Origin of the sequence: Bacillus cereus group sp. BfR-BA-01356, assembly GCF_022663635.1 — a bacterium.
In the GTDB taxonomy this organism is placed as follows: domain Bacteria; phylum Bacillota; class Bacilli; order Bacillales; family Bacillaceae_G; genus Bacillus_A; species Bacillus_A cereus.
The window spans coordinates 1-14,776 of sequence record NZ_JAKUFX010000140.1; the positions used below are offsets into that span (position 1 = coordinate 1).

Consider the following 14,776-nt stretch of genomic DNA (forward strand, 5'->3'; position numbering starts at 1 on the left):
ATCCATTGCCACGCTTCACGGATTATATTAGTAATCCAATCCCACGCTGTACTAGTTGCACTTGTGATCATATTCCATAATTCTGTAATAGTATTAACCAATATATCTCTATATTCTGTAAATGTAGAAGAAATGGCGTTCCATGCTTCTTCAATATAAGGCTTTATCCATTCCCAAAATTGATTAACTGGTTCTTTTATTAATTCCCACCCTAAAATGAAAGCTGTTAATAACAATCGTAACGGGAATGTAATTATATTAAACAGAATATCCCAAGCTGTTTGTGCAACTTCTTTCAGACCTTCCCAAAATGAAGAAAAACCAGATTTAATAGATTCCCAAGCCTCATTACAAACTTGCTTACATGAATCCCAAGTACTAGAGAACCAATCAATCGTAGCTGTCCACATGTCATTTGCTATGTTGCCGACTTCAGACCAAAAATTATTCCATGTGCTTTTAAAATCTTCCCATTGTTGGGCAAACCACTGTCCTATTGCGTCCCATGCCATTTGTATAGATTGAGATATATTATCCCAACCTTTTGAGCATGCATCCGATACTTCTGTCCACAGTTGCGACATCCAATTCGTAAACTGACTCCATTTCTCTTTTAACCAATCAGTGATACCTCCCCAGTTATTGAATATAGCTATTACAGCAACTACGATCGCGATTATCGCAGCTATAGCTGCTACAACTGCCGCGATCGGTGCTCCTACAAATGCTGCTATTGTTGTTATGACTATCCCTATAACTTCAGCTATGCCACTAATCCAACCTATTAAAGTACCGATAAAACCGATCACAGATCCTATGGCGGTTATTATCGTCCCTATGGCGGATATCACTGCACCTATAACTATTAATATAGGACCTAACGCTGCAGCAAGTGCCGCTATGATTACAATCGTTTTCTTAGTTTCTGGATCAAGCTTAGAAATCCAATTCATCAGTTCTTTTAATTTTTCGACAACTGGCATTAACGCCGGCAATATTTCTGTACCAAATTGAACAGCTAGAGTGTGCATTGTTTGTTGTAATTCTTTGAATTTGTTCTCAGGAGTATCTTGCATCTGTTCAGATAAATGTTTAACTTCACCAGTAGCCTTGTTAGCATCATCAGCCATCTTTTGTAGCTTTTCTCCGCCACTATGAACAAGTATTTGCCACGACGCTAAATGTTCTTTACCGAATATTGTTGCTAAAGCCGCGTTCTGCTGTTCTTGTGTGTAGTCCTTCATACCATCATGCATTTCGTTTAAAATCTGTGGCATTTGTTTCATATTTCCATTAGAATCAAAAACTTCTAATCCCATCTTTTTCATTGCTTTAGACATCGCTTTAGTTGGCTTAGTTAAGTTAACAAAACCAGATTTTAAAGCCCGTGCCGCAACGGACGCTTCAACACCGTTTGATTGTAGTAAACCGACTGCTGAAGCTGTAACTTGTAAAGGTTGTCCAGCTGCAGCAGCAGTCGGACCAATGATAGACATTGACTCAGTTAATGAATGAACACTAGCTTTTGTATGATTCGCTGTATAAGCGAATACATCAGCCATTTTATTGATACCGTCAATATTGTGTTTAGCATCATTAGTTTTTTGCCCTGTCGCTTCAAATGCAGAACCTAATCCATCCACAGTTTTCGATAAGTCTTCATTGGCTCCTCGTGCAGTATGAAGGGAGACAGTCATGATTTGCATTGCTTCTTCCGCTGTATATCCATCCTTAACTAACACAAGTAAACCTTCATTGATCTTTTCGGTACTAACACCAAACTTTTGAGAGTTAGCAAGAGAACTATCCCACATTCTGCCCATAACTTCATTAACTTGTTGTGACGTCAACCCTGTTGCGTTTACCTCTTTTCGAATATCAGCCATTTCATGTTGAAATTTCGATGCTTCTTTTGCAGCGTAACCCATGGCGCCAGCTACAGGAGTTGTAACTTTCATCGTCATGTCTTTCCCTACGTCAGAAACACTCTTCCCAACTTCTTTAACTTTATTGCCGAATTCCTGGACGTGCGATTTAGCAGTTTTAAATCCGTCTCCAACTCTTCTTTCTAGAGCTTGCGTTTCTCTGCCTAGTTCAATTTCGGCTTGTCGCGCTCTATTTAATTCGGTTTCTAACCTTTTAACTTCTTCTGAACCTGCTCCGAATGCAGTTTTTGCATTACTTAATTGTTGCGCTAAATTTCGAGACTGTTCACCAGCGTTTTGTTGAGCTTGTTTCAAATAGTCATATTGTAATTTAGCTTTAGATGTCTCAGAAGCATTGCTTTTCAACGATGCAGCTTGAAGATCATAAGCAGATTTTAACTTCGTAGCTTCAGATTGCAATGATGCTTGCGATTGTTTTAGCCCTTCTAATGCTTGTTTTGACTTTCCAACTTCACTATTTCGTAATGCTTCAGCTTGTTGAGCTTGTTTTAATGATTCGGTAGTTGTTTTTATTTTATTAGAAAGTTCTGCTTCAGCAATTTGTGCACGTTTTAATTCAACCTCTGCCTTTTGTGTTTCTATAGCATTGTCTCCCCACACTTTTTTTGTGCGTTCGAGTTGATCGGCAGTTTCTTTCGTCTTTTGTTTAGCTAGTTCATATTGTTTTTCTAAACTTGATAATGAAGTTCCTAATTTCTCCGTACTCGTTCCAGTTAACTTCATTTCTGTCTGCATTAATTTTAAATCTTGCTTTAACGCTTTATTAGCCGTATTCATTTGCTCTATCTTATTTTTATATTCGGCGGTATCAGCCTTAAATTTAATTATAGTTTCTTTAGAAGGAGTAGCCATTTATTTTCCACTCTCCTTTTCCTGGATATAGGCTTTCCACCCTTCGTAAGCACTTTTGTTTTCTGCTATTCTTTGAACATCCCTTAAAGGTAAATTCCAAAAGTCGTGTTCTGATATTTCAAAAATAAATACGTATAGACTGTATAAATCCACAACGAATTCAATTTCGAATTTAGGAAGTTTTAAGCCTTTTTTCCGGCTTTTTGTTGGAAACCTTTTGCCATGTTGTTTTTAGCTTCTTTTTTCATAACCGCACCGAAATAATCGAACGCTTCTGACATATCAACTTCATACACTTCCATGAATGCTTCGAATTCCATGTATTCAGTAGGATTCGCTTGACGATAAGCCGCATAAACAATACGGAACGTATCTAATAAATCAATGTTCTGAATTCCACCAGCATTTAATAAAGTACTTAAAAATCCTTTATCGATAATGCCTTCTTTTTCTAATTTGAATAACGTTAAAGCTGTTAAGTTAGGATTTGCTTTCACTACTTCACCAGTTGATAACGTAATTTCTTTTGTCATGTAATATCTCTCCCTATTATCAAAATTAAAAGGCACTCATAAAGAGCGCCCTTTTAACAATTTATTTTGTTTGTGCTGTCTTTCGTAATTTAGCAGGATTAAATTTTGTCATCCATTCTTTTGCAATATCTTCTGCTAACTCAATACCTTCATAGTAGAATTCATTAAATTCATCTGGTAATGCTGTAATTTCTAATTCTACTTCTGCTAATTCTTCAGCTCCGTTTTCCACACTCTTGATGAAACCTGTTGCACTTGAACAATTAGGGAATGCAATTAATCGCGTGTTTTCTTCGAATGTATCAAACTCTTCAGCCACAAACGAGAAATCTTTTCCTAAACTGTTAGTGCCGTATGAATATACACCATCAATAAGACCTTTGTTTGTAATACCAAAAATTTCACGGATTACTTTTAATTGCATATGACCACTAATTTTAATATTCATTTGCGTTGGTTTTGATTTTTTCTTTTGCGTAACGCCACCACAAATTTTTGCCTTTGATTTAATTTCCGTTTCTGCATCTAACTTACCGATACATCCAAAAGGCTCTGTTACCTGTTCCCCTTTAAAAAGTACACTTGCGTTTTTTATCTCGACCGCATCAAATACATCAACTGTAACTGGCATATTATTGCCCTCCTAATGTTTTATTTATTTGTTCTATTAAGGATTTATTTAATTCCTCAATAGAGTAATTTACCTTTTGCTCAACACCACGCTCCATGAACTTTTGTGGCATTTTCTTTTTACTTGTGCCTACTCCCAAGTCAGGAAAGACCAAATATCTATATTTCGGTTTTGGTTTTAATGTTAATGTTAAATTCTCTTTGGTGTCGTCTTTAATAGATTTATATAGTTTTGCATGGGCTTTCTTTCTATTCGATATAGGTATTAAACCAAGAACAGATTTTTTCATTACTGGTGCAATTTTAGACTTTAAATCTTCGTTTATGATCGTTTCAGCAACGTTTGGCAATCGCTCAATATTCCTTTGCAAACTGTCAAATTGAGAAGAGTCAATACTAAAGTTAGCAGACATGTTTTACATTCCTTGTAAGTTCGAAAGTTAATACATCCACAAAAAACTCTGTATCTTTCTTTCGCATCTTATCTTTAAATGATTTATTGCATGTATGGCCCGTTTTCCCTAAAGAATTCATGAACTGTACTTGTAATACATCTAAGTCCTCTCGATTTTCCGAAAAGTAATAAACTGTTACACCTTGCGTGAATGTATTAGCGCCTGTTCGCTCGAATCCAGCAGTTTCAAAAACAACGTGGTTAATACTCGAAAGATTTGTTTCATCTTCCTGCACGGCATCTTGGTACACCTCAGCGCTACCAAAAAACGTTTCTAAATGTTTTACAAGTTTACTATTAAATTTTTCAATTAGCTCATTCATTGTCATTTAGACCACCTACCTTTTGCAGATATAGGAATAAGCTGTTTTTAAATCTATCCGTTTTGATAATGCTATAAGAAACACCACGCAAAACAATTGTTAATTTATCAATATCATCACGTTTGAATACCGGCGCGAATAGAGTTTCTATTTTGATATCTATCTTTTCGCCGATGCTTTCAGCGAATTGTATATCAACCTCACGAAAAGACTTTTCCGAAAATCGAAGTTTCATAACTTCAACAACGTCGTGTCCGATTACTTTTTTGTTAGCATTACGTTTTGTTTTTGATTCCATAACACTTATAAAACCGTCGTTATAGGTTTTTCGATGCTGTTTCATCGGCATTTTCTTTGTTCCTTTCGTTTATCGCTGCATGTAAGATTAATCTTGAAAGAGGTTGTCTATAATTGTCCTCAAATTCATCTAATGCATTGTTGTAATCATAACGAACTCTATTAACAACTAACTCCCTGGCTGCAAAATTGACCTCTAGATCTAATTCAACACCTGTTAAATCATTAATAAAGTAAACGGAACGATCTATTAGCTTTATGATGTCCTTGTCTTCTTCGTCCCAGGTGATTGCTAACGCGTGTTTTGCTTCTTCAAGCAAATTTAAAGACGGCCCTTCAGCCGCCTGTGATTGATTGCTATTCATAAAGGATCACACCTTATTTTGCTTTAGCTGCTTTTGTTTCTGGTTCTGGTGTAGCAACATCGCAACATCCAGTAGGTTCTTTCATATTTTCAATGCTATAAACTAAGAATGAGTCGTTTTGATCGGCACGGCCATTAGCGTACATTTTAGCGATGTATAAATCTTCATCTTCGATAGCACGTGTTTGATCATAAACATCTAAACGTTGCGCACCGCCTAATCCAAGGAAGTAATCTTTAGCCATACCAGCGACTAACTTACCTTTTGGAACAGCATTTGACTTAACGATTTTTCCTGGAATCGGAAGAACGTTATACGCATATGTTCCATCAGCGTTTGGTCGAGTCGTGTAACCGTAAACTTTAGCCCAGTAATCAACAGGGTTAACGACTAACATTACGTTATCCGGATTACGTTTACCATCACGAGTAAGCGAAGCCATGATATTCCCTAAAGTGTAAGGAGAAAGATTTTCAAGGCTTCCAGTTACAGCTTTATCAGCGTGTACGCCACCAGAAACAGTATCAAGATCTTTCATCATACCGATTGGTTGGTCTTTACCAGTACCAGCGACGATAGCTAGTTCTAAAGCAATTTTTAAAGATTCAACTAATACGGTACGAACATAACGATCTAACCAAACCGGACCAAGATCAAGCATTGCTTTACATACTGGCATGAATGCTGATAATTTGTATTGCTCGATTTTAATCGTTTCAAAACCTTCATCTAAGAGTTCTTTATGAGCTGCACATAATTTTCCCCAGAACGCTGTTTGAATATCACCCTTTTTAAGAATCCATTCTGTTAGAGCACCAACGTTAACAAAGTTGATTTGTGATAATAATTCATGATTTTGAACTAAGTCTTCGAATACTCGTTCGATAACCGTTGGCGGTACTAATGCTTCAGTACCAGCAAATGAGTTACCTGCGATTACTTGATTGTAGTATTTTGTTTCTTGGCTAGTTAAAACACGTCCACCGCGCGCAGCTAGGATAGCTTGGTCACTAGATTGTACAGAAGCTTGTTGTAAAATTTCATTTTGAATACCTTCAGCAAATTGAATTAATGCGTTATCTACTTGTTCCGGCGTACCAGAAGCTAATACCTCGCTTAATTGTTGACGATTTTCAATTTTTGATTCTAAGTCTTTACCCATTGTAAAGTACCTCCCATTATTTAATAGATTGTAATAAAGCTGCCATGAAACCAGCTGCTTTTTCAGCATTAACGATACGCTTGTCAGCTTCATTTGAGATAGCTGCTTCTGGTTCGGTTTCTTCCGGTTCTTCAATAACGTCTTCTTCGCCTTCCACACTGATATCTACTGAATCTACAATTTCGTCACAGAAACCATAAGATTTAGCTGTTTCAGCTGTCATGTAAGTTTCGTTGTCTAATAGTTCTTCCAATTCAAAGAATTCACCATTAAAACGATTTTTATATGACTGAATTAAAGACGCATCAACATCTCGTAACTTTTTTGCTTGTTTTTCTAAAGAATCAGCATTTCCGAACGCGTAAGTTGCAGCGCGATGAACCATCATTGTTGTGTTAGAAGGCATGATAACTTTATCCGCTCCCATCGCGATTACGGAAGCAGCACTAGCACACAACCCATCAACAACAATCGTAATCTTCGACGAGTGATTGCGTAAATAGTTACAAATAGCAACTCCTTCAAACGCATCGCCGCCGACAGAATGAATGTGTAATTCGATTTCATCAGCATCGATATTGTCGAACATCTCACGAGTTTTCTTTGCGGTAATATCGCCCCACCAACCAGCACCAACTGTTCCATGCATATAAGCGATAATTTTTTTACTTTCGTTATCGCTATTGTTGTTCTCCATCATTAGGAATTTCGGTTGAATTTTTTCCATTTTCATCATTGTCACCCCCTTCCATAGTTCCGCTTATCCTTGCTCTCTCATAGTTCTTAGTGACATAACGTTCATCAGCCCAATCTTCTTTTATTTGTTCTTTTCCTAATCGTTCTAATACATCGTTTATGCTCATGCCACCGACTGCGAATAGCTTGTCAACCGCATTAGCAAACTTAGTAAGATCGAACAATTTGAAGTTGTCCATGTTGAATCTAATGTACGTTTTACTTAAAAATTGATTTCTAGAGAACATTTTTTTGTTATATTCGTTAGCAATCATTTCTCCTATCGGTCTTACTGCGAATACGATAAAGTTATCTAAATCGCCAGTAGGATTAGCAGTAGTTGAAATACCACCCTCGCTTATTCCACTTAGTAATGAAGGAGGAATGTGGAAAGCAGTAGCAACGAAATCTAACATATCTTTTGCAAGGTTTTTGATGTCCCTCGTATCTAAATTACGTGGATCTTTACTTTGGTCTTCCATTGTTACGTTTTCAGGCAAGAACATAATTGCTGCTAACTTTTCAAGATTCATATAATCTTTAGCTTTCTCTTCAAAAAGCTCTTTCGCGGCTTTTCCACTTTCATCAGTTAACGAATTCATGAAACGGCCTTTGAACAAATAACGTATTCTTCCATTACCTTTGTAATCTGACATCGCTTTAGCAAGCAGTAATCCATACGAGTTATAAAGACTGTCAATAACACTGTTTATCGACTCTTCAGAAAGCTTCAAATATAGAACGTCTTGTTCTCTATATTCCTTCGTTAAAAGGTGATTGTTGATCGAAACACTTTTATAAACATACTCATTAAAACCATTCGTAGTTTCACGATGAAACGATTCAGCTACCCACAGTTCTTCACCTATAGGTAAAATTAACGCTTCATTTTCGTAAATTAGCTGATGGACAACCTTACACCAAAACTCATGAGCATTTTCATTCTTATTTGGAGCTACATTTAATTGGTAGTAGTTCAAACTTCTTTTTAATTTACCGCTTCGATAAGATTCGAAATCACAAGCTACTAAACTACGAGCAATTAAATCAATCGCAGCGCTAACGTACAATTTTTTGTAAGCAATTTCGGCTTTAAGTTTCATTACGATACAATCAACATCTGGAGTTGTTCCATTATCACCTTTACCTAAAAAGGTTTTTAAAACATTACGAATCCCCATTTTTTCACCCCCTTTCTCAGAATGACCATACTTGCATATCGTTTAAATCGACTGCATAGTCTTCTAGATCACCGTCGAAATTGAGAGCGTGTGTGAACGCAAAAAAACCGTCAGTTTTTCTTTTGACAGGGTCGATTTTTTTATATTCTTTTGAGCCGTTTCCTAGTTCATCCACATAAATATTCCCACAATACCAACGCATAACAGGATCATCATGGAAAACGATATTATGATTGATAAATAAATGTTGAATGAGAGGGTCTAACATTGCATGGACATACTGACCACGACGCACTATCTCAACTCTTTCGTTAAAACCAGCTTCTTCTAATAAAGGTTTCAAGACTACAGAACGGAATTTATCAATCGCGATACGCTTAATGTCGTATGTTTTCGCTTTTTCTAAAAACCAATTAATAACACGTTTCGGCTCGATTTCTTTATCGTAGACGATGGTGAAGAGTCCTTTTTCCACACCAATATCAATAATATCTTGATTAATATCCTGCATTTTCAACGCCTGATGCCATATAAAAGTGTGGTGAATCCAATAGCGTTTACCTTGGCACTTGAATAGCAAACCGACGCTGCAGAAGTCGCGTAATTCTGCGTAATCCACACCACCAATACATTCATATTTGTGTAAATCATCAGGTAAAGGCTGATCTGTTGCAAGAATATCCTCATAAGTAGCAATCTTATGTTGGAATAACTGCTTCGGAATGTTCATCCGTTTTGTCATGAATTCAACATGCATTGGAATAGACGTTTGACAGTCCGCCCATTCTTCTTTCATTGTTTCAAATAATTCCATGTTATCTCGAATAGAAGGATTGGCTTTTTCCCAGTTTGCAATGTCTTCCGCTTCTTCTTCAGAATCTAATTTGCAGATGAAGGGGAAAAGTTTACTGTTTTCGACTTCACCTTCTAAAACGAGACGACTTTTCTCTTTGAAATCATCAAGTACGCCGCCACGCACATATCCGTCAGTAGTTAAATAGAATGTTCTACCATCCTTAACTTTACCTAACGCAGAACGGAATACTTTAATTGATGAATAATCTTCATATTCATGAATTTCATCAAACCAAACAGATCCAGGTCGTAAACCATCTTTTGTACGAGCGTTTGATGTATTGTATTGAATTTGTGATTTTGTTCTTTTATGTTGTATCAATACTTTTGATTTATAAAATACTTTTTTTAATTTCTTCTCGTTTTCTGGATCTTCTAAAACATTTTTAACATCTTCAAACGTTCTCTTTGCTTGCTTTTCAGATGTTGCAACCCATTCGATATCATAGTTTCTAATATCAAATTGTTTAGACATCATATAAAAGTTAAGATAACCAGCATAAGCGTTCTTACCACCGCCACGCCCCATTAGTATTAATATTTGATTCCATACTAAACGCTTAGAATCTTTATACCTAACACCAAATACACATGCATTTACGAATTTTTGCCACGAGAATAACTCAAAAGGAAAGTAAGGTTTCGGAACTTCAACGCTCTCTTCAATTGATTTTTCATCAATATAGACATTGGGACCATTTAAAGTTCTTCTAACTAATTCGATTAATTGTTTTTGCTCTTTACATGCTCTTATTGTCCCCTTCTCTACTTGTTCTATATATTCATCAATATACGGATGATAATTATAAGTCCACGTCATCATCATCCTCCTCTTCAACAACAACTTTTAAATTTAATTCATTTAAAATCTTTAACATTTGAGTGTTTGTTTTATTTAACTCATTAATGCTATCGTTCTTTTTTAGAAATCCATTAGCTCCTAAAACTGAAACGCCGCGATCTTTTACATCAGTTATCAATCTGTTTTTTATATCCCAAAGTGACATGTAATCTTCTACTAAATCCATAAAATGTGCGTGTATGATACTGTTTGTGCCAAGTTGTTCGTATAAATCATCTCTTATTTTATTCCTAAGCGTTTTTTCTCTGTTTTTTTGAAGTTTTGCAACCTTTTCCGAAACATTTTTTAGACCTTTTTCATTTATCATGTCTTCCCAATAACGGCTGCGCCATGATTTAACAGTGCTAACAGATACGTCATATTTATTCGCGATATCCTTGTATTTAACGCCTTCTAAGAAATCTTTGAATGCTAATTTATATTTACTTTGTTTTCCACTCACAATATCATCACCCCGCTTTTTCATTGGATTTTTTCGAAGATTCATTTTAAAAATGACACTTGTAAAAACGAAAATAATCATGTATAGTTTTACTTAGAAGGAAACAGTGGCAATGGTCCACTGATCCACTGATCACAAATACATATTGAAAATTTTTATCATCCCAAAGAAGGGATGGTATTTTTTTTGCCTTTTTTCTGTTTCCACGCGCGTAACGCGAAAATAAAAAGAGAAATCTCCCCCTCGCGTTGCCTGGTCCCCCAACAATTTAATCTCTAAAAAAAGAGTGGGGGGTGTTACACGTGTGTGAAGCGAAAAATTTTTACTTTAAATTTATTTATTTAATCGCTAAACCGAAGAATAACTCAGCGTATTCGATAACTGTTTCAGCTTCTTCTCTTGTTAGGTTTAAGTATATCTCTAACCAATGATCTCTTAGGTTCGCTTTAACCTTCTCTAATGATAGCTTCTCGCATGCTTTAGGCTTGTGTATGTGTCGTATCTGTTTGTATGTTGTGTAGATATCCTTTTGGAATCGTTTGTATATAGCAGCATGTAGATTACTGTAATCAGAATCATTAGCTTTAATGATGTTATCAATCATTTCTAATTCATACGTGTTACCTTGTATCGTTAGGCTATCCACACTATCACCATCTCTCCTCATCTACTATCGTGCAGCGCTTCTTCACTATGTTCTTCTCTTTGCCATGTTCTTTGTTATGGCATTGAATACATAACGTTTCTAGATTGCTTAATGTATAGGCAAGTTCAGGAGAATCCCTCAACTCCTTTTTGTGATGGACGTTCCTACCCTTGCTATACTTACCTTTACGCTTGCACTCCTGGCATTCATTGTTGTCTCTCTCTAATGCCTTAATCCTAATGTTCCTTCTCCAATATGGATGCTTATAGAACTTAATGATATTATCTTGCTCATATAGTTTATTAATCTCTTGTATTGTTAGAGGTTTCATAAACTATCCTCACCTCCAAAATGCCCGAAAGAATGCGAAACCAATATAAGTAAAAAACAATATAACTATTCCACTTGGTACTCCAATTAACCAGAGCAACCATTCAGGAATTGTAAACTCAATATTCATTCCCTCACTCCTTATCTTTATAAAGAAGTTGCATATGCTTTCGCTCTCTCAAGCATCGTTTCATGAACTTTTTTAGCTAACTTTTCCGCATCGACTTCACGAGTTTTTTTCAATAATTCTTCAATACCTTCTGTTAATAAGTACTGTTCCATTTCCTTTGACAAAACAATATCCGAAGGAAGTCCATTTGTTTTTATAGCATCGATTAAAAACTCGTCCACTACATCATTTTTTTCAAGACTAAAATTTCCTAACATCAAATTAATTTCATGTCGTTTATCTTTTATTAAATGTGCGAGTTGTTTAAGTTCTTTATAGATCTCTTTCTTTTTATTGTTAATAATGGTTTGTTCAATCGTTCCTAATTTCTCTTCTTTCTTTTCTAATGGCGCAAATGGCATCGGTCTTGTTGGTCCTCCACATCTAACACATTTCAATCCGTCAACATGTTTAGAAACAACAACAGTTCTACAATCCTTATCCATACATTCAACCATATCTTTAAATTTCATCATCCGTCCTCCTCCAAAATAAAAAGCACCCGAATGGATGCTTTAAGATTAATTATTTGTTTACAATTAAATTACGGTAAATGAAGTTTTATTCTTCTTTCAGCTAACAACCACGACAGACACTATCGGCAAACTTATCAGGTTTCCCTCATTCCATTTACCTAGGATGTTGTTAGCTCAGAGAAGAGCAAAAGCCCTCCTTATTAACGGTAACATTCAATCAGTACCATCTGCTGGTTTCGGATTTTATGTGCCGTCATTATGAAGCCGTTTAGAAATTTAGAAACAACATAGCGAGTTGTGTTTTCCGCCACTTCTCACAATACAAGTATAACACGATATTTCCAAAACAACCGGCACATTTCCTGCCAAAAAGCGGTCAAGACTCTGCCAACTTTTTTATATTTTAAATTTTTCAACCTCATCTGTTAATACCACTGGTACACCAAAGATGCTTTTTTTCATTTCCGTCATCTTCTTTTTAATAATCCATTCTGGATAATTCAATTCTTCTAAAATACTTCTAAAATAAGTTGGATTTAGCTTTAACATATTAGGATTCCTTCCAGTATTCCTTTTATATCTAATTATTACTTCTAATAGCTCTTCATTTAACATGAACCACAATTACCTCCTCCTTACATTTTATATTTATGTATATACACCATGCAATTCCTTGATACCGCCACTTACCCATATCTTGTATTGTGTGTAACTGAACCCTTCGCCAAATCCCTTGCTATCATTGATTTCATTCTACTTTCTCTTTTGAGTTACACAGTACGAAATTTATGAGTAACTGTATAGATTTAAAAAGAAAAAGCAATGCTTAGATTTTAAATCTAGTCATTGCTTTATCCATTGCATCTTGGTTTACACCTATATAACGTAACGTGACCTTCTCTGACGAGTGATTGAATATCTCCATAAGTAATGCTATGTTTTTTGTTTGCATGTACATATGGTACCCGTATGTCTTTCTCAACGTATGCGTTCCTATTTCATCTAATCCAAACTCTGCCGCTGCTCCACTTAATATCTTATATGCCATGCTACGACCAATTGGACGATTCCTACCTTGTCTACTTTGTAATAAATACTCATTGTCTTCTCTTTCTTCAATAAACCATTTCAGTTCTCTTTTCAATGCTGCAGTAATTTGTATTCGTTTCTGTTTCCCAGTTTTCTTTTCTCTCATAGATATATGACTACCTTTAACATCTCCTACCTTCAATTTCAAAATGTCCGAGATTCTCAGACCTGTATTGATTCCCATAATGAAGAGAATGTAATTACGTAAGCTCTTTTCTTTAAAATACTCTTTTAGCTGCTGTATTTCTTCTGGATCACGTATCGGCTGAACAAAATTCATTATTCATTACCTCCAGTCTCTTCTGTCTCGTAAACTTCTAATCCAAGTGCAAAAGCAAGCTTATAAAACGCTTTAGACTTCCAACGTCGATAAGTACGCTCTGACATCCCTATTTCGTTATAAACCATGTAATCACATACGTCCTCTTCTTCTAAATAACGTTTATAAATAATATCTCTTTGAATGCTTCCTGCACGTCCGTTCCCTAATCGATTTAGAAACTGATCAATACGTACTGACATTCTTTCCAGCCATTCTTCTCGTTTACTTTGTTGGATATTTGCTATAGCAACATCTTCTAACGGCTTACCAACTGTATGTGTAGGACCGTGCTCGCGTATTTCATAAGAAGGAGTGACTTTCATTTCTTTACGCATCATCCCAAATTGTCTATGTATACGTACGCTTTCCAACACACCTTCTAATTCCTCTTGTGTTGCTGTTCTATCAATTTTTGGTAAGAAAGATAATTGTTTAGTCATGTAAGACCACTCCTTTTTATTTTTAAATTACTTTTGTCTTAATGCTCCGCGTCTTCGTTCATAACAAGGTCTATGCATCCCCATTAAATCTTCAATTTCACGGGTACTTAATTTCTCTTTTGGTTTTTTCTTGTTTTTCTTCTTCCCTTGCTTGGATTTCTTTTTCCATTCACGTAATTGATCCTTTAACCCCTTCATTTCCCCATCTCCCTTTTCAAAATAAAAAGGACACCTATTCGTAAAACAGCCATAATTGCTGCTTTAATGAATTGGTGTCCTCTAGTTTTCTAGCCGGACTGTATTCTGTTTGCGTTCACTTTAAAATACCAGCTTGTACAAAGATGTTTCTCCAAGCTTTATTCACTTGATACTTCTCCACTTCTTTTGTGCGACGAGCAATTGCTTTTCTAATTTTTCTTTTCTTCAAAGCTTTCATTTTGCTAACCTCGCTTTCTATACTTTTCAACTATTTCTCTATACAATGGATTAAACTTGAACATCCCTACGCAACAAAACGCTGCTACAACTATTGAAGATGGTCTTACTTCTTGTCCAGTTATGATATTAAGCATGATCATAGTTAATAACCCCAACGTCACTGCGATTTGAAATGCATATATCTTATCCATGTATTCACCTCACTTTCTATTAAAAGGATTATTTTGTT

The 14,776-nt window shown here is 35.8% G+C and carries 21 protein-coding genes; all 21 read right to left on the minus strand.

Going from position 1 to position 14,776, the window contains the following annotated elements; all coding sequences use genetic code 11:
- Positions 1–2,798, minus strand: a 2,798-nt coding sequence (locus MR168_RS28225; protein ID WP_242291669.1) for a phage tail tape measure protein, incomplete at its 3' end; no start/stop codon positions are given.
- A gap of 182 nt (positions 2,799–2,980) precedes the next feature.
- Positions 2,981–3,331, minus strand: a complete 351-nt coding sequence (locus tag MR168_RS28230) for a hypothetical protein (RefSeq protein ID WP_086402899.1) — start codon at positions 3,329–3,331, stop codon at positions 2,981–2,983.
- A gap of 61 nt (positions 3,332–3,392) precedes the next feature.
- Positions 3,393–3,962, minus strand: a complete 570-nt coding sequence (locus tag MR168_RS28235; RefSeq protein ID WP_086402900.1) for a phage tail protein — start codon at positions 3,960–3,962, stop codon at positions 3,393–3,395.
- Position 3,963: 1 nt separating this feature from the next.
- Positions 3,964–4,374: a hypothetical protein gene (locus MR168_RS28240; protein ID WP_086402901.1), complete on the minus strand. Its 411-nt coding sequence runs from the start codon at positions 4,372–4,374 to the stop codon at positions 3,964–3,966.
- A complete protein-coding gene (locus MR168_RS28245) occupies positions 4,364–4,744 on the minus strand; it encodes a hypothetical protein (RefSeq protein WP_086402902.1) in 381 nt (126 codons plus the stop codon). Before MR168_RS28245 ends, MR168_RS28240 begins: the two co-directional genes overlap by 11 nt.
- Complete coding sequence (locus tag MR168_RS28250; protein ID WP_086402903.1) at positions 4,731–5,087, minus strand: phage head-tail adapter protein; 357 nt, start codon at positions 5,085–5,087, stop codon at positions 4,731–4,733. The genes MR168_RS28245 and MR168_RS28250 overlap by 14 nt, the downstream gene beginning before the upstream one ends.
- Positions 5,056–5,400, minus strand: a complete 345-nt coding sequence (locus MR168_RS28255) for a hypothetical protein (RefSeq protein ID WP_086402904.1) — start codon at positions 5,398–5,400, stop codon at positions 5,056–5,058. The genes MR168_RS28250 and MR168_RS28255 overlap by 32 nt, the downstream gene beginning before the upstream one ends.
- Positions 5,401–5,413: 13 nt before the next feature.
- The gene (locus MR168_RS28260) at positions 5,414–6,562 is read right to left on the minus strand and encodes a phage major capsid protein (protein WP_086412695.1); all 1,149 of its coding nucleotides are present in this window, start codon (positions 6,560–6,562) and stop codon (positions 5,414–5,416) included.
- A 16-nt stretch (positions 6,563–6,578) separates the two neighbouring features.
- Positions 6,579–7,295, minus strand: coding sequence for a head maturation protease, ClpP-related (locus MR168_RS28265; protein ID WP_086412696.1), 717 nt, complete (start codon positions 7,293–7,295; stop codon positions 6,579–6,581).
- Entirely contained in the window at positions 7,243–8,478 is a 1,236-nt protein-coding gene (locus MR168_RS28270) for a phage portal protein (protein WP_086412697.1), read from the minus strand. The genes MR168_RS28265 and MR168_RS28270 overlap by 53 nt, the downstream gene beginning before the upstream one ends.
- A 16-nt stretch (positions 8,479–8,494) precedes the next feature.
- Complete coding sequence (locus MR168_RS28275) at positions 8,495–10,153, minus strand: terminase TerL endonuclease subunit (RefSeq protein WP_242291670.1); 1,659 nt, start codon at positions 10,151–10,153, stop codon at positions 8,495–8,497.
- Positions 10,137–10,637: a P27 family phage terminase small subunit gene (locus MR168_RS28280; protein WP_086412703.1), complete on the minus strand. Its 501-nt coding sequence runs from the start codon at positions 10,635–10,637 to the stop codon at positions 10,137–10,139. The genes MR168_RS28275 and MR168_RS28280 overlap by 17 nt, the downstream gene beginning before the upstream one ends.
- Positions 10,638–10,974: 337 nt before the next feature.
- Complete coding sequence (locus tag MR168_RS28285; RefSeq protein WP_174402568.1) at positions 10,975–11,283, minus strand: hypothetical protein; 309 nt, start codon at positions 11,281–11,283, stop codon at positions 10,975–10,977.
- Between the two features lie 4 nt (positions 11,284–11,287).
- Positions 11,288–11,614: an HNH endonuclease gene (locus MR168_RS28290; protein WP_086412699.1), complete on the minus strand. Its 327-nt coding sequence runs from the start codon at positions 11,612–11,614 to the stop codon at positions 11,288–11,290.
- A 146-nt stretch (positions 11,615–11,760) separates the two neighbouring features.
- Entirely contained in the window at positions 11,761–12,255 is a 495-nt protein-coding gene (locus MR168_RS28295; RefSeq protein ID WP_086412700.1) for a hypothetical protein, read from the minus strand.
- Between the two features lie 399 nt (positions 12,256–12,654).
- Positions 12,655–12,873, minus strand: coding sequence for a hypothetical protein (locus tag MR168_RS28300; protein WP_086412701.1), 219 nt, complete (start codon positions 12,871–12,873; stop codon positions 12,655–12,657).
- Positions 12,874–13,084: 211 nt separating this feature from the next.
- Complete coding sequence (locus MR168_RS28305; protein WP_086411973.1) at positions 13,085–13,627, minus strand: site-specific integrase; 543 nt, start codon at positions 13,625–13,627, stop codon at positions 13,085–13,087.
- Positions 13,627–14,109: an ArpU family phage packaging/lysis transcriptional regulator gene (locus MR168_RS28310; protein ID WP_000166181.1), complete on the minus strand. Its 483-nt coding sequence runs from the start codon at positions 14,107–14,109 to the stop codon at positions 13,627–13,629. Before MR168_RS28310 ends, MR168_RS28305 begins: the two co-directional genes overlap by 1 nt.
- A gap of 27 nt (positions 14,110–14,136) precedes the next feature.
- Complete coding sequence (locus MR168_RS28315; protein ID WP_086412702.1) at positions 14,137–14,307, minus strand: hypothetical protein; 171 nt, start codon at positions 14,305–14,307, stop codon at positions 14,137–14,139.
- Positions 14,308–14,422: 115 nt separating this feature from the next.
- Entirely contained in the window at positions 14,423–14,545 is a 123-nt protein-coding gene (locus tag MR168_RS28320) for a DUF3983 domain-containing protein (RefSeq protein ID WP_000645586.1), read from the minus strand.
- Between the two features lie 4 nt (positions 14,546–14,549).
- Positions 14,550–14,687, minus strand: a complete 138-nt coding sequence (locus tag MR168_RS28325; protein ID WP_242291671.1) for a hypothetical protein — start codon at positions 14,685–14,687, stop codon at positions 14,550–14,552.
- Between the last annotated feature and the right edge of the window lie 89 nt (positions 14,688–14,776).